Origin of the sequence: Polystyrenella longa, from assembly GCF_007750395.1 — a bacterium.
GTDB lineage: Bacteria > Planctomycetota > Planctomycetia > Planctomycetales > Planctomycetaceae > Polystyrenella > Polystyrenella longa.
In genome coordinates, this window is sequence record NZ_CP036281.1 from 459,765 (window position 1) to 475,339 (window position 15,575).

At 51.5% G+C, this 15,575-nt stretch carries 11 protein-coding genes; 4 read left to right on the forward strand and 7 right to left on the reverse strand.

The genetic code is table 11. The features are described 5' to 3' along the window. Positions 1–63: 63 nt before the first annotated feature. Together Pla110_RS01670 and Pla110_RS01675 are read right to left on the reverse strand one after the other, a co-directional pair. Positions 64–1,572: a prepilin peptidase gene (locus Pla110_RS01670; RefSeq protein ID WP_197440435.1), complete on the reverse strand. Its 1,509-nt coding sequence runs from the start codon at positions 1,570–1,572 to the stop codon at positions 64–66. Positions 1,573–1,847: 275 nt separating this feature from the next. After that, the gene (locus Pla110_RS01675) at positions 1,848–2,816 is read right to left on the reverse strand and encodes an alpha/beta hydrolase (protein ID WP_144992568.1); all 969 of its coding nucleotides are present in this window, start codon (positions 2,814–2,816) and stop codon (positions 1,848–1,850) included. Positions 2,817–3,013: 197 nt separating this feature from the next. Here Pla110_RS01675 and Pla110_RS01680 point away from each other — a divergent pair, with 197 nt between their 5' ends. Then, positions 3,014–3,826: an SAM hydrolase/SAM-dependent halogenase family protein gene (locus Pla110_RS01680; protein WP_144992570.1), complete on the forward strand. Its 813-nt coding sequence runs from the start codon at positions 3,014–3,016 to the stop codon at positions 3,824–3,826. A 38-nt stretch (positions 3,827–3,864) separates the two neighbouring features. On the opposite strand, the gene Pla110_RS01685 is transcribed toward Pla110_RS01680, so the two are convergent. Then, positions 3,865–5,193, reverse strand: a complete 1,329-nt coding sequence (locus Pla110_RS01685) for a flagellar hook-basal body protein (protein ID WP_197440436.1) — start codon at positions 5,191–5,193, stop codon at positions 3,865–3,867. A 492-nt stretch (positions 5,194–5,685) separates the two neighbouring features. Here Pla110_RS01685 and Pla110_RS01690 point away from each other — a divergent pair, with 492 nt between their 5' ends. Then, positions 5,686–6,438, forward strand: a complete 753-nt coding sequence (locus Pla110_RS01690; protein ID WP_144992574.1) for a class I SAM-dependent methyltransferase — start codon at positions 5,686–5,688, stop codon at positions 6,436–6,438. Positions 6,439–6,532: 94 nt separating this feature from the next. Then, complete coding sequence (locus Pla110_RS01695) at positions 6,533–7,534, forward strand: nucleotidyl transferase family protein (protein WP_144992576.1); 1,002 nt, start codon at positions 6,533–6,535, stop codon at positions 7,532–7,534. A gap of 20 nt (positions 7,535–7,554) precedes the next feature. Here Pla110_RS01695 and Pla110_RS01700 read toward each other — a convergent pair whose 3' ends face one another. From Pla110_RS01700 to Pla110_RS01715, 4 genes are all read right to left on the reverse strand, one after another. Further along, positions 7,555–8,367: an HAD-IIB family hydrolase gene (locus tag Pla110_RS01700; protein WP_197440437.1), complete on the reverse strand. Its 813-nt coding sequence runs from the start codon at positions 8,365–8,367 to the stop codon at positions 7,555–7,557. A gap of 196 nt (positions 8,368–8,563) precedes the next feature. Then, the gene (locus tag Pla110_RS01705; RefSeq protein WP_144992580.1) at positions 8,564–9,208 is read right to left on the reverse strand and encodes an RNA polymerase sigma factor; all 645 of its coding nucleotides are present in this window, start codon (positions 9,206–9,208) and stop codon (positions 8,564–8,566) included. 185 nt (positions 9,209–9,393) lie between these two features. Continuing rightward, the gene (locus Pla110_RS01710; RefSeq protein ID WP_144992582.1) at positions 9,394–12,642 is read right to left on the reverse strand and encodes an efflux RND transporter permease subunit; all 3,249 of its coding nucleotides are present in this window, start codon (positions 12,640–12,642) and stop codon (positions 9,394–9,396) included. Between the two features lie 100 nt (positions 12,643–12,742). Continuing rightward, positions 12,743–14,035 carry an efflux RND transporter periplasmic adaptor subunit gene (locus Pla110_RS01715; RefSeq protein WP_144992584.1) on the reverse strand — a complete coding sequence of 431 codons (1,293 nt, stop codon included), beginning with the start codon at positions 14,033–14,035 and terminating at the stop codon, positions 12,743–12,745. A 370-nt stretch (positions 14,036–14,405) separates the two neighbouring features. Between Pla110_RS01715 and Pla110_RS01720 the strand changes: the two genes are divergently transcribed. Beyond that, positions 14,406–15,452 carry a Gfo/Idh/MocA family protein gene (locus Pla110_RS01720; protein ID WP_144992586.1) on the forward strand — a complete coding sequence of 349 codons (1,047 nt, stop codon included), beginning with the start codon at positions 14,406–14,408 and terminating at the stop codon, positions 15,450–15,452. Positions 15,453–15,575 lie beyond the last annotated feature (123 nt).

The following is a 15,575-nucleotide window of genomic DNA, read 5'->3' on the forward strand; positions in this document are numbered from 1 at the left end:
TCAACAGATGTGTTCGATTTGATACGTCGTCCAGGTGGCTTCTGTTGAGGGAAATAACGGAAATCAGGGTTCTTTTGGCGATTCAGAAACAGGGGATTCTGCGATAATTTCCGGTGAGGAAAGGCTGTTTTCAGCCAGATTCCCTTCTGATGGCTCCTCTTCGGGCTGCGATTCTCCCGGAACGCAAAGAGCGACGAGGCCGGAGGAAACGACCAGACTAAGCACCGGAACTAGTAATTCGTTCACCTTTTCGGACAGCATTTCTTCCGAATTCCACAGCCCATTCAGCTCCCGCCACCATAAAATCTGGACCAGCGTCGCCAGCAGGACGAGTAGACCCATCCCGCGATCATATCGGGATCGATTCACTAACAGGAGCGCGAGACTGGCAATCACAAACAACCCGGAGATTAAACAAGCGGCTTGCCATCCAAGATAATACCCCGAGAGAAATCCCATCCAGAACAGGGTATGAAGTCCGCCCGCGAATCCTGTTCTGGGAGATACACTGAGTGTCGTCACAAAACTCAACGAGCCCAGTAACATCGCTCCTGTGAAAGCTCCGATGACCCCGGTGAGCGGGCCGACTGCTGAAATTTGAAACGCGGCTGATGTCGGCGAGGGAGTAACACCTGCTAGTCCTGGCAAATTGATGCCCAATGGGACGGGATACAGCCAGGGGAAGCAAAGCGAGAGTAAGCCCGCGCTGCTGATGGCAAAGCCTAGAAACCGACTGGGAATCAGTTGCCGGTCGAGGTGCATCATTCCCATCGCCAGCAACAACGTGAGTAACAGCGTATGCCATGCACACCAACCAGCTAAACCGCCCGCTTGTCGCGATGACATCAGGCGAATTAATCCATTCGCTTGAACTTGAGGTGCGCCTGGTATGTTGGCTCCACCAGAAGCAAACTCCCACAGGAAGAGAAGGACGAAGAGTCCGGCGACCGTTGCTTCGATTAAAGGGTAGCGGGCTGATATCGGAGTTTTGCAGTCATAGCATTTCCCCCGCAGCATTAACCAACCGAACATCGGTACGTTGTGCCGCATGCGAATGGGAGTCAGGCAGTTGGGGCAGCGGGACTTGGGTTTCGACAGATTCAGTCCCGCCGGCATTCGGTAGATGACGACATTCAGAAAACTACCGATTGAGGCTCCCACCCACATGAAAAACAGAACAGGCATCGCGGTTAACATTAACCGCATCACCCAACTCAGTTCGTTCGGCTGACCATGATTATGACGATGTGGGCTTATCTTCTGGGATCGATCGATAGGTCTCTCCGGTCGAGTCTCGGAAGCCGTCGTTTCTTCCGTGGGCGCAGGACGTGGGGCCAACACTGGCTTGCGAGTTGAAGTCGTTGCATCATCGCTGGCCGTTTGTGAATTGGAGGCTGGCTCGGCGTTAGATTCCTGAGCCGAGACTGGAAGCGTGAAGCCAGACAGGACAATCAGCACGAACGTCCAACAGGCGGTTCTCCCTGCCGAGTTCCACGGCTTGAATCGGCGTTCGAGGGAATGGGCGCCTTCAGAGAGAAAGCGAAGTTGATGCGGTCTGGGCGGTAAATACACGCTGATGAAATCCAAAACTCATATGCCAATGGCATGAGCCTAGAGCAGTGAAAGGAATGTGCAGTGAAAGGAATGTGCAGAAAGAAGGGAGTGCGGCCCGAGGCTTTGAGTAAATATGCTTCAACAGCTTGAACCGCAATCCATTCTTGTGCAGCCCGGCATCACTTGCAAGCAGGGGACGATTCCCACCGAGACCTTTGCTCAATTTAGCGTTGCTTGCGATCAGCTAAAACGAACCCGTTGATCTTCTTGCCCGTTGATCTTCTTGAAAGTCTTTATCGCTCGAATCGACTGCGGCGGTCCTGCCAGGGAATCGATTTCTTCAGTACATGACTGTTCAGGAATTCTAAAATATCGGTTGCCATCTGCTGGTTCCGGCTGATCAACTCTGTGCCTCGATCACCATATTTCGGATAAATCTTTTTGTAAAACATTCGCATGTCATCCTTGTCGGACTCCTTGTTTCCAGTCAGATAGGTATAGATCAGGTCGGAGGACTCTTTCCCTGTTTTATCGTTGTCGCCTGCGACCGTCATGATCGCGACATCATAGAAGGGACGCCTTAGCTGCAGCAGCGCACTCTTTCCTGATATCCCCGGTAAGTTCACTTCCGGAGAGATGACCACCAACGCTTTGACATCCTGACCACGGGGGGTCCGGGAATCCAATGTCGCGGCATCGCGGTAAGGAACTTTCTTCCAGTCGCGAACGGTGAATCCCATGGCGACCGGTGCCAAAGATTCCGGTGCGATGATGGCGAGCTTGGCCATATTCAGATTCTTCTGTTGGTGTTCTTCGAACAGAAACAGTTTCACTGCTTCAAGATCGTATCGAAGAACATCGGCATAGTCGGCAGGACGCATCTCTTTAACGACGTTTTTCACATTGGCAGGTGGAGTACTCTCGCCATATTTGCGCGGGTCGAGTGTCAGCACGGCGTATCCGCTATTTCGCAAGGTGCTCGCGAAACCTGCCTGGCCTTCCCAATGCAATCGGTTTCCGCGATCACCCGGGAGGAGTAAAACGACAGGTCGTTGCACCCCTTCATTCGGATCATCGAAACGCATGTTGTAATACGTTCCTTTCAGCGTCCAGCCATCTTCTGTTGTGAAAGTGCGTGCTTCCTCGAAAGGGACATCGTCCGCAAACACCGGCGTAGCCATATAAAAGAACGCCAACGAAAGACTGAATGCGATAGAGAGCCCCATCGGACTCCCGTTTTTAATATTGCCCCAGTAAGTCATGATGGCTGCGTCCTGATAAAGAGGAAGAGGTGCAAGTATCGATATCCTATCCGAATTCAACTGGTGGTTTCACCACTTTCAGTTTAAAACAGTATGTGGCTATAATCAATTCGCGATTTAGAGACCCCGGCCGATCTGTCATGTTAGGTAAGTCAATTGCCCTGTAATCCTTCAAGTTTACCTGGTCAGCCAGTTCTATGAGTGCTCACGATCCTCTGATTACAATTACTTCTGATTTTGGAACCGCAGACAGTTATGTCGCGCAGATGAAAGGGGTGATTCTGGGCGTCAATTCACGGACCCGATTGATCGATGTCACCCATGAAATCCCGCCTCAGGCAGTCTTTCGTGCGGCGTTGATGCTGCCTGAACTTCTGCAGACATTCCCGGCCGGGACCTATCATCTGGTCGTGGTCGATCCGGGGGTCGGTTCTGCACGGAGAATCCTCGCGGCGGAATTAGATGGTCATTATTTTATCGCTCCCGATAACGGACTGCTGGATCCGCTGCTGCAACAAGCCACCCATTCCCGTGTTTACGAACTCACCAATTCCCGATTTTGGCGTAATGAGATTTCAACCACCTTTCACGGGCGGGATATCATGGCCCCTGCAATTGCACACTGGAGCAGGGGAGCGACACTCGATGAAATGGGGGAGCCTCTATCGGGTTCTCCAATATCACTTCCACTTCCTGAACCGACCATGACCGAGTCGGAAGTTGTCGGGACGATTCTGTACGTCGATCACTTCGGAAACATGGTCAGCAATATTCGTCGCGAACACGTGAAACAATGGGAAGGGAGCGATGTCGATCCGATTATCCGTTTGGAAAGTGAAGGCAGCCTGCGGTTCATCGACTCCGGCATCAGCGAGACTTACGCCGATTCTCTACCAGGCCAAGGACTGATTTTGTGGGGATCGCACGGGTTTCTCGAAGTTGCTCTGAATGGAGGCAATGCCGCGGCCAAGTTTAAATCTCAGGCTGGAGAGACCTTGACGATCTACTGACGCTCTCCCCCAAAACGATTCTGAACACCCCCCCAACATTACTCCGTTGGCAGTAGAGGGTATTCGGTTATCAACTTTAAACCAGTTTGCCACTGTTTGTAGTAACGGTCGAGATTGGTTATTTCGACCTCTTCCTCGACGTTCGAGTCTTCCAGAAATCCTTGCTGAATCATCCCTGGAAGAGGTTCCGCCATCACAGGTGCACCACTACTACGGGAACCATAGTAGATTCCTTTACCAAGGTAATACAAAGAAGTCGCGTTCGGGAAACGGAAAATCTGCAACTGGCCTAACTCGGTGACATCATTTTCCACCAGTGCGGTTACCAGGCCAGTGTCACTGATCTCGATGTCGGTCGCCGACAATGGGATGTTAATCGCAGGCGACAATTCAAATTCATGAGTACCGACTTTCAAGACGATTTGTCTGTTCGCACTCAAGGAAAAACAACCATTTCGGGTATAGTAGCTTAGGCCAGATTCTTGGGAGGCCACTTCCAACCAACCAGATACTTTTAGGGCCAGATCGAGTTCACGACCTGTCTCTCTCAATTTCCCCTGTGAAAGATCCAGACGATAGGTACCCGTAGGAGCAGTTGTTAATTCTTCATGTTCTTCATCCGCTGGAATTGGCATTTCATCTGTAGAAATAAATTCGAATCGTTTGTACCCCGAAATATGCGCCTGGCCGATATTGAACATCGCCATGTTACGGACCGTAGTCCACAACGTTTTCAACTCGGTCAACTCCGCGCTTTCCAAATCGATATTCGGTGAAATCGTCCGTGAGGGCGTGATGTTGGTTTGCTCTTCGACTTCCATCTCTGGTGGAGCGGGCCCGATTGTGTTTTCGAGTGAGAGATCGGACGGGGTGAAGGAAGACCCAAAGTCTTTTCGCAGATTCAACAGGTTGCGAGCCAAGCCAGGAGATTCATTCCGTAACAGTTGGAACCAGATTTCCTGTTCTTCCTTCGAGGAATCTTTCATATCGACTTCGATAAATTTGCGAATGAGCGCTTCGTGTGGAACGGAGCCATTGGGAAGAGGCACAGCTTCCTCCGGATTTGCGAAGGCTTCTGGCGTCATACGTGGCTTTCCCACCTGATCGCGAGGTTCGGGCACCGTTGATTTCAGTTCTTTCGGTTGATCGAGAGGTATGGGAACTGTTGAGTCCGAATCCTCCGCTGCTAATAGCAGCATGGCGGGAAGATCGCTTTCGTCGCTCAGTAGTTCTCGTGGAGGAGCGGAAGCTCCCGATTGCCTATCCGTATTCTGCTCACCGGCAGGTAGGCCCGACAGATGCAGGCTGAGTCCAAGGCAAAAGAGGGCGACTAATCCGAGACTTGACCAACTGTTTCGATTCTTCATGGACGTTTCCTTCAACAGCAAGCTTGCGGACGGGAAAATCGATTCCATCCGTGGTAGCAGACTGAATCGACGTGTTCCGAGACGGATATTTATATCGTCCACAGAAAAGAGTCTTTCGATGAAACTCTATATTACTGGAGTTTAGGGGAGATGAGTAGGGGAGAAACCGTACGGAAGCCCTTACTCGACGCGATTCTTAAACCGGGATTGACGGTTACTGGGAATCGGAATAAAGTGCCGTTCCGCGTCAAAAATTGTCACTGTGGGAAAGTCCAAGGCAGGCTGGGTCAGGTCTGTGAGCTTTCTGGGGTCACTGGGACAATTTTTGTTGAGGAAATAAATCTGCCGTCAACAAAACTCAGGCACGCTCTTTTCAATCGAAGAGGCACAGCCGCTCAGTCTGAGTCGAGTTTTCGCAGAACAGTTGACGCGCATCTAATGCGTTGTTACTGGAAAAGACAAGACGTCATCTAAGATCTAAGGAACCGGATCATGATTCTAATGCACAACACAAATCCGGGTGGAGAGACCACCCATGAGGATATTCTGACCCCACCACTTCCCCGTCGCATGTTGCGGCACCTGATCTTTTCGCATCGGATTGATTTGGGTACCCGTTGGCTGGTTGCCGGTTGTGGAGAAGGGGAGCTGACTCGTTATCTGCACATGCTCGGCTTCGAAGTCATCGGGATTGATGACGACTTGGAAAAAATCGAAACCGCCCGCAAGCTATCACCCCATATCCGCTATGAGCACTGGGACCGCGATCATGGTCCGCTCAACTTTGCTGAACAGGAATTCGATCTGATTCTGGTGTGTGGTCTAAATACATTCGCCCACAGTATTGAATCGCGAGAATCCCTCGAAACGACGGCGATGTTGCTTTCCAGCCTCAAGTCATCGGCACCCTTGGTATTCATTAATCGCCAGGAATACGAACAGAACGAAATGTCGTTCGGATTTCCGACCTGCACGTTTACGAACCTGCTGTCGAATTTCCCCGGACCAACTCAGACTGCCCTGTTTCCTGATGGCAGCTTTACTCCGTGGCCGTTTAACAAACTGCAGCACCGGGGCAAAGAAAATGGTTACCTGGCCGTTTCACTGCTGGCACCTCGACCGCAACTATCGCGCGGAAGCTGGTTGAAGCTGGCCGAAAATGGTGTTCGCAAACAATCTTTGTTACCATTTCAGACGTCCCAGCAGAAAGCAGAATCTACCGAAGCAATCCGCCGCGCGGCGTGATCGGCAGGTGGAATAGGTCGTGCGATCGGCTGGAAGAGTATGAGTTTACCCCTCTTGGTGGTGAACGATCTTCTGACGTATCGATAGTAGCACGATGACGCCACTAACTTTCTCTCCGCGAATACGATGGGTACTTCTGGCGAATTCGCCCTCGGCTGAACTGCGTTCGCTGCTGGTCGAATCGACATCTCCAGATTTGATTTCGATCGACGGTGACGGCCACCAATCGCTCGCACGGGCGATGGAGCAGTTTCATGCCGTGCTGGAGCCAGGTTGCCTTTTGAGGATGATCGTTCCTCGTTCTTTGCAACTGGCTGGCAGAGACGGCGAAGCGTATCAACTGTTATTGCTTGAACAGTCAGTCTGCCGTACGGCCTGCTGGGTGTGGGAATCGGTAACTGCAGATGAACTCCGGCAACTCGTCCACTGGTTTCATCAACCGGAAGAGCAACCCCCGCGCGCTGCCGACGAATTATACGAACAAGTCGCAACCGCTGAACTGCAACAGCTGTGGTTGGGCGAACGGACCCGAACCTGGGTTCAGCAATCGCAGAGCCTTAGCGACGAACCAAGGCCGGTAGGGCTACTCTCGGGATCATTCAACCCTCTTCACACGGGTCACCGTGAGTTAAAGTCACTGGCCGAGAAAAGATTGAGGGGCCCTGTGCATTACGAGATGCCGATTCGTAACGCCGATAAACCACCGCTGGATTATCTCTCTCTCTTTCGGCGATTACGGCAGTTTGCCGATGAGCCGGTTTTACTTTCGACTGCCGCGACCTTTCAGGAGAAGTCGGTTGAGATGACGGAAGTGACATTCATCATCGGGGCAGATACTGCCATCCGTGTGGTCAATCCTCGTTTTTACGGAAGCGAGTCAGACATGTTATTCGCATTCGAACAACTCAGAGAAAGGGGCTGCCAGTTTCTGGTGGCGCCGCGTCAGATAGGCGGAACATTACTGGAAGAACGAAACGTCGAATTGCCTACCGCTGCTAAATCTCTGTTTGAGTTCATTCCTGTGGCGGAGTTTTGTCTCGACATCTCTTCCACCGAACTTCGTGGCTCACAGCTTCATCCTTTCGGATTAGATTAAACCGCTAACGTACTGGGCAATTAACCAGGTTTGCCGAACAGACTAAACTGATGACAGCCTTCGAGTACGCCGCTGGTGGCGACCCCGGTTGCTTTATGCAATCGATCGTGCCAGCCCGCTTTGTTATGCGCCGTTTGGACATCGTCCACTAATTGCGGATCGGCATTACCGACGATGATCGAACGGTAGCCCCCCACGAGTGCAGCCAGGTCATTCCCCGAATCACCCGCAAATAAAGTCTGCTCCCGATCAAGATCCTGATGACGATGCCACCAATCGAGCGCGTACGCTTTGGAGATCGATTTCGGCAAGAGATCAATCAATCCCCCTTTAGTGAAGGGATCGATGGATTGGATTAACGAGTAAGGAGCTTCGTTCACTTCGACCAGTTCTATAAGTCGATCGGACAGGTCACGGAGCCGTTCGGCATCGGTGTAGTAACTGAGTTTGAACTGACCCTGCTTTTCGTCTTCCTGAGGAACCAGCCCCACGATTCCTTCGAACGCATGCCGCAAGTCTTTAATGGGATAAGCGGCCGTGATCTCCGCTTGATGTTCGACATATCCATTGACTGGCGAGAAATCCATGTCGCCGACATTCTGATAGAGGGACGTGCCGACATCGCCAATGATCCACTGAGGAACGGGCAGTGAATGTTGAACGATCAAGGCCTGTATAGCGTCCAGATGCCGACCCGTAACGAAAACCAGAGTGACGTCCCCCTCGCGCAGTTTTGTATTCAGTTCCTGCAAGTCGGCGACATTTTGAGGATTTCCGTCTAAAGGAATGAGAGTGCCATCCAGGTCGGTGGCGAGTACTTGAGAGGTCGACATAGGAAACAGAATCTTTGTACGAATGGGTGGCGGAATTAGATCGACAACAGCGCAGTTCCAGCAGAACCTGTCTCGCATTTATAGGCATTGTCACGCTGACAGGAAAGCCCCTCGTCGGATGCTGCGGCAGGAATCACCAGGACAAATAGAATGGCAGAGGCAATAATCGTACGGAGGAGAATTCAAAAACGATGAATTAGATAGACTCGATCCCAAACTGCGACAGATCGAAGTTGAGTACACGGGAACGCATTGCCGCTTCTTTCAGCTTGGAAAGCGTGAAATGTTTATGATTGGCAACCGCTTGTTCGGTGATGTCTAATTCTTCGGCGACCCGTTTATTGGGCCAACCCAGGACGAACAGCAGCTCCATGCACATGAGCCGTTCGTACTCTCCCTGTTCTTGCCACTGCTCGATGAGTCCGGCCAGGCATTCGGCGATGACGATCCCTTCCTGCTGTTTTCCCTCGCGAGACTGCATCAGGCTCGATGCTCGGCGAGCGCGGCCTACCGGGTCATGACTGCCGATGGAAGAGGAAGACGTCGTAAGCGACAGGGCGGGGCGGCGTCCTTCCCGGCGTAAATGGTCGGTCAGTTTGTAAGACGTTATCGTAAACAGATACGTTTCCAGTTTGGTTGCCGGGTCGTAATTCGGCAGGCTGGTGAGGAATCCCAAAAAGGCTTCCTGCACAATATCTTCCGCAGCTGCATTATTCCGAATTCGACTGCGGGCAAAAGCGAGCAGGCGTCCCTCGTACAAATTGATGAACTCCGACCACGCCTCTTCTTCTCCGTGGCGGATACGTTCGATCAATAATAATGTCGCGGAATCTTGAGTCATGTTTCCTGAGTCGTGGTTAGCGAGACGTTCAGACAGACAAGACGAAGTTGTTAAATACAGTGGCTGCCAATGATCTTCTCATTGTCGAAGAGATCACCAGCAATCACAACGTGTATTCTGGACCGTCGGATCAAAACTCGGTGAGAATTTTTCCAAAACTTACGAAAGCCCTGTATTTATACAGCTTAGGCCGGTGCAGCAGGGGGTTCGGGAGTGGTTGCCGGAGTTGGAGCCGGTTTGGGTGTCGGTTGAGGGGCAGGCTCGGGTTGAAGAGGAGGTTCCGGATTCTCAGGGTTCTTGCGGTCCGCGAATTTCATGATAACCGAGTAGAAGACCGGTGTCAGGAACAGGCCGAAGAAGGTAACCCCCAACATCCCTGAGACGACCCCGATCCCCAATGCGAATCGCATTTCTGCCCCTGCGCCCGATGCCAGAACGAGTGGGAGAAAGCCGAGTACGGACGAGAACGCCGTCATCAGAATCGGCCGCAGTCTCAATCGGCAAGCATCGACCACGGCATCGAATCGGGACATCCCGGCATCCTGTCGGGCGCGGGCGAACTCCACAATCAGAATCGCGTTCTTCGCCGAGAGACCAACGAGTAGCACCTGACCAATCTGAGTGAAGACGTTGTTGTCCATTCCGACCAGCCAGACCCCGGCGATGGAACAGAGCAGACACATAGGGACAATCAGAATGACGGCCAGCGGGAGCGACCAACTTTCATACTGTGCGGCCAACACCAGGAAGACGAAAATGACTGCCATAGGAAAGACCAGTTTGGAAATCGGATCCACTCCGGCGATGATTTCCTGTAATGTCAGTTCGGTCCATTCAAATCCCATTTCGCCAGTGGGAAACTTCTGCTGGAACAGTTGATCCATAATCGAAATCGAATCGCCCGAACTGAATCCAGGTTCGGGGTTTCCATTCAACTCGGCCGTACGGAACAGGTTGAAGTGGGAAATTTTGGAAGGACCAGTGATCTCTGCAATGGTGACCATCGTCGCGATAGGCACCATGTCTCCCGATGAGTTCCGTACTTTCAGTCTTCCAATATCATCCTTGCGAATACGGCTCTTCGGTTCCGCCTGAGCAATCACTTGCCAGTTGCGTCCGAAGTTACTGAAGTCGTTCACATAGGCCGAACCCAGATTGATTTGCAAGGTCTCGAACAGATCGTTCAGCGAGACTCCCAGAGTTTTTGCTTTTTCTCGATCAATGTCGAGGAAAAGTTGAGGTTGATTGACACTGGTAGTGGTGAAGGCCGAGGCGATACCGGGCTGCGCCGTTGCCGCTTGTCCCAGTTGTTCGACCGCCGCTTGAAGTGCTTCACCCCCTCGTGCGTTCACATCCTGAATCTGCAACTTGAAACCACCCGTGCTACCGACGCCGTCGACCGGCGGAGGCCCGAAGCCGATGACCTGTGCACTTTTGATGTCAGAGAATTGCCCCATCAGTTTTTGCAGGATCATCATTGAATATAGATTTTTATCTTCCTTGCGTTCTTCGAACGGGTCGAGCACGGCGATGACGGTCCCGGCATTCGACAGGTTACTTGAGGAGACCAGAGAGAACCCGGTCATGCTGATTGTGTGTCCCACACCGGGGGTATTCAGCACGATATCGTTAATGTTGTCGATGACTTCACTTGTTCGTTCCTTGCTCGCAGCATCAGGTAACTGAGCGTTAATAATCAGGTACCCTTTGTCCTGAGCAGGAATAAATCCTTGGGGGACATTCTGGTAACCGATATACGTTAGATAAAGCAGACCGCCATAGATGAACAGGGTGATCATGCTGCCACGGACAACCAGTCGCACAATCCAGGCGTAGGAATCACGACTGAGGTTCATTCCTTTGTTGAAGAACTTGAAGAACCAACCGAAAGCGAAGTCCATCACTTTCTCAAGTGGATCCTGTTTTGCTGTTTCCGGCTTGAGCAGCAAAGCACAGAGAGCCGGGCTGAGCGTCAATGCGTTGAAGGTAGAAATCGTTACAGCCGCCGCAATCGTTAATGCGAACTGACTGAAGAACGCACCGGTGATGCCCGACATGAAGGCGGTCGGAATGAACACGGCGAGCAATACCAAAGATGTCGCAATAACAGGACCGAATAATTCGGTCATAGCACGTCGCGAGGCTTCCTTACTGGAAAGCCCATTCGCCAGGTGCGTCTGCACGCTTTCTACAATCACGATGGCGTCGTCCACGACCACACCGATTGCCAGCACCAGCCCGAACAGCGAGAGGTTGTTCAAAGAGAACCCGAAAAACGCCATCCCCGCAAATGTACCAATCAGCGAGACAGGCACGGCTACCATCGGAATGATCGTCGCACGCCAGCTTTGTAGAAAGATCAGGACGACCAGGAAGACGAGTCCGAGGGCCTGAAACAAAGTCACGAAAACATCGTTGATGGATTGTTCAATAAAACCAGTCGTGTCATAAACGATTTTGTAGTCGAGACCAGTTGGGAATGTTTTCTTTAATGTTTCCATCTGCTCCCTAATGCGGGTCGCGGTGTCTAAAGCGTTCGAGCCGGGCAACTGGAACAGCCCCAATGTGACAGTAGGTTTACCATCGATCAAACTACTGATGTCGTAGTTTTTCGCGCCCAATTCAATGCGGGCGACATCTTTGAGATGTGTCGTTTCGCCATTCGAACCTGTCTTCACGACGATCTGTTCAAACTCGGAGACTTCTTTCAGGCGACCTTTGGTATTAATGGTAAACTGAAAATCTTCTCCAGTAGGGACAGGAGGTTGTCCCAATTGGCCAGCTGCAACCTGCACATTCTGTTCACGAACAGCCCGTAAAACATCGCCTGCAGTCATGTCCCTGGCTGCTAGAAGACTTGGATCGAGCCACACACGCATGCTGTAGTCACGTGCCCCCCAGACAATCAGATCGCCGACCCCTTCGACGCGGGCCAGCGCGTCGCGAATACGGATCGTGACGTAGTTACTGAGGTACAGTTCGTCGTAGGTGTCGTCCGGTGAAACAATATTGACACACATCAGCAGACTGGGAGATCGTTTTTTCGTCGTGACCCCTTGACGCGTGACTTCTTCGGGCAATTTGGGCATGGCAATGGCCACCCGGTTTTGTACGTTGACCTGGGCCATGTCGATATCGGTACCGACTTTGAATGTTACATCGATATTCATCTGACCGTCGTTGGTACTGCTGGAGGAGAGATACAGCATGTCTTCAACGCCGTTGATCTCCTGCTCGATCGGTGTCGCCACCGTGTCGGCAACCGATTCCGCGTTCGCTCCCGGATAAATGGTCGAGACCTGGATCGTCGGCGGGGTCACTTCCGGGTACTGAGCGACTGGCAATACGAGGTACGCCACCGAGCCTAGAATCACGATCACGATCGACAAGACTGTCGCAAAAATTGGCCGGTTAATGAAGAAGTGAGAAAACATGGTCAGAAACCTTTAACAGCTCTTTTATCAATGACGGGAGAGGAAGCTGAGAGAAGTAAGGATGTGAGGCACCGCATAAAGTCTTGCGGACGGGTCGACTTTATTTCGCGGGTTCTGCCGGTTTGGATTCTGGAGTCTCCTGCGCCGGAGCCGGTTCTGAAGCAGGTGATTTTTCCGGCGACTCTTCTGATTCGGATTCTTCTGCAGAAAGTTCCTGTTTAACAGGATTCACTGTCGTGCCGGGCTGCGCCCGTTGGAGACCATCGATCACAATCCATTCGTCCGCTTGAAGTCCCGCTTCGATTTCTCGCATGCCATCGTCTGTTTGCAATCCGGGAGTCACTTGCCGGTATTGCGCCATCTTGTTTTCATCAATCACCAGGACGAATTTATTTCCCTGGTCCGTTCCAATCGCACGCGAGGGAACGAGGACATGAGGCCGTTCCTTACCCAGAGGAATCTTTACCGTCACGAACAAACCTGGCAGCAAAAAATTGTTCGTGTTGTCGAACTTAGCACGCAGGCGAATCGTTCCCGTTCCCGAATCGACCTGATTATCGACAAAGTCGAGTACTCCTTGATGCTCGAATGAATTTTCATTCGCCAGTTTAATCCAGACAGGCCATTGGACTTCGGAAAGTTTCCGCTTATCTTCTCCACCGTATTGTTTACGATGTTCGGCCTGAGCTTTCAGGATGGTTCGCTCATCCACGTCAAAGTAGACGTGGATCGGATCCATACTGACGACGGTCGTCAGTGGTATCCCGCTGATATTCACAGCCGACACGAGATTCCCCTTCGTCAGGTTGGATTTGCTCACGCGGCCAGCTACGGGAGATAGGACTTTCGTGAAGGTTAAATCGAGCTCTGCTTGACGAAGATCCGCCTTCGCCCCTTCAAGATTAGCGCTCTGAATTCCTTCATCGGCAATCGAGGCTTCCAGTTGCTCTGGAGTAAGTGCTCCCCGGTCAGCCAATTCTTTATTACGGGCAAGATCGGCCTGGGATTTTTTTAATGATGCTTCCCACTGGAGGACTTTCGCTTTGGTGGCGTCGAGTGTGGCCTGGTATGGGCGGGGATCGATTTCAAACAGAACTTCCCCTTCTTCAACCAGTTCTCCCTCATCAAAGTTGATCTTGTCGAGGTAACCGGTAACGCGCGCCTGAATTTCAACATGTTCAACCGCTTCCGTCGTGCCAGTGAATTCAGCGAAGTCGGCAAAAGTCTGCTCTAATGGCTGAGCAATTGTCACTTCCGGCGGTGGAGTTTCAGAAATCGGCGTCGGTTTGCGTTCGCATCCTGCAATCAGGCTGCAAACGATCAACAAACAGGACACTCGCACAAAACTGCGAGTTCGTGAGGGAACAATGGAGAAGGGGACTGGAGGAGTCATTCTATCGGATCCTGAGCTCTTTTTGAGTGTCGCCCCGAAATGTTGAAGTCAATTGCCGGAAGATGTGCCAAATCCTGATTTCCGGTAAGGGAGGGGCGAGGAAAGGACACTATAGACCATCGGAGAGCAAAAATCTTTCTTGGAGTACCAAAAAGGATGCTCCTATCCATTAGTTTCACGATCGAGGTTCCATTCTGGAATCGGAGTTTTTTGACTGCCAGACTTCTCTTTGACGATTGCAACCACTTCCTCCTGTGACATAATGAAGCGGGTCAAAAAATGTATTCACTTTTGAAAATGACTCATTTCCGAATAACACCGTTAACGCTACTAACAACACCCCACTATTAACACCATTGAGGAATTTCGCATGATCTCTGCTGCACGTACGTTTTTCGTTTTCGCACTCGTTGGGACTTTGGCTTTCGCCAACCTGACCAACCAGGACCTGACGGCCGCAGAGCCGGACCTAATCAAAGTCGGTATTATTGGACTCGATACCTCTCATGTGCCGAACTTCACCAAGTCGTTTAATGTCGATAACTCCGAAGCCGATGTCGCCGGTTTCAGAGTGGTCGCCGCCTACCCTAAAGGAAGTCCAGACATTGAGTCTTCCGTTTCCCGCGTGCCCAAGTACATCGAAGAAGTCAAAAAGATGGGCGTGGAAATCGTTCAGTCGATCGACGAACTGGTGGAAAAAGTCGACGTCGTCATGCTGGAAACCAACGATGGTCGTCCGCACCTCGAACAACTGATCCCCTGCCTGAAAGCGGGCAAACTTACGTTCATCGACAAACCGATCGCCGGTAGCCTGGCCGACACTCTGGCTATCTTTAAAGCGTCTGAAATTTACGACACCCCAATATTTTCTTCATCATCGCTCCGTTTTGCCGAGGGTGCCCAGGCGATTCGTAATGGCGCCATTGGCGACGTTCTCGGTTGCGACGCTTACAGCCCCGCATCGCTGGAAACCACCCATCCCGATTTGTACTGGTACGGTATTCATGGTGTCGAAACTTTGTTTACCTGCATGGGCGCTGGTTGTAAATCAGTCGTGCGTACACAGACCGAAGACTTTGAAGCCGTCACTGGCGTTTGGGATAATGGCCGCATCGGTCGATTCCGTGGTATTCGCAAGGGAGCCAGCGGATACGGGGGGCTCGCTTTTGGAACCAAAGAGATTCGTGAGATTGGTAAATACGGCGGATACCGCCCACTGGTTGTCGAAATGGCCAAGTTCTTCAAAACTGGCATTTCACCCATTCCTAATCAGGAAACAATTGAAATCTACGCCTTCATGGAAGCGGCTGATGAATCCAAACGTCAGGGTGGCAAACCAGTCACTTTGGAATCGGTCATCGAAAAAGCCAAACCCGAAGCTGATGCTCGCCTGAAAGAATTCGGTGTCATCAAATAAAGTGAATTTAATTCACGCAAAATAAAAACCTCCGTCGACCCTGTCTGGATCGGCGGAGGTTTTTTTATGTTATCAATTGTATTAAGTGGTCCCGAAAGCCTCTGATTCAGGTATCACGAACGA

Excerpts from the sequence above, each read along its gene's own strand:
- Pla110_RS01715 (WP_144992584.1), bottom strand. The coding sequence starts at position 14,035 with ATGACTCCTCCAGTCCCCTTCTCCATTGTTCCCTCACGAACTCGCAGT.
- Pla110_RS01690 (WP_144992574.1), top strand. The coding sequence starts at position 5,686 with ATGATTCTAATGCACAACACAAATCCGGGTGGAGAGACCACCCATGAG.
- Pla110_RS01705 (WP_144992580.1), bottom strand. The coding sequence starts at position 9,208 with ATGACTCAAGATTCCGCGACATTATTATTGATCGAACGTATCCGCCAC.
- Pla110_RS01680 (WP_144992570.1), top strand. The coding sequence starts at position 3,014 with ATGAGTGCTCACGATCCTCTGATTACAATTACTTCTGATTTTGGAACC.
- Pla110_RS01685 (WP_197440436.1), bottom strand. The coding sequence starts at position 5,193 with ATGAAGAATCGAAACAGTTGGTCAAGTCTCGGATTAGTCGCCCTCTTT.
- Pla110_RS01675 (WP_144992568.1), bottom strand. The coding sequence starts at position 2,816 with ATGACTTACTGGGGCAATATTAAAAACGGGAGTCCGATGGGGCTCTCT.
- Pla110_RS01700 (WP_197440437.1), bottom strand. The coding sequence starts at position 8,367 with ATGTCGACCTCTCAAGTACTCGCCACCGACCTGGATGGCACTCTCATT.
- Pla110_RS01710 (WP_144992582.1), bottom strand. The coding sequence starts at position 12,642 with ATGTTTTCTCACTTCTTCATTAACCGGCCAATTTTTGCGACAGTCTTG.
- Pla110_RS01695 (WP_144992576.1), top strand. The coding sequence starts at position 6,533 with ATGACGCCACTAACTTTCTCTCCGCGAATACGATGGGTACTTCTGGCG.
- Pla110_RS01720 (WP_144992586.1), top strand. The coding sequence starts at position 14,406 with ATGATCTCTGCTGCACGTACGTTTTTCGTTTTCGCACTCGTTGGGACT.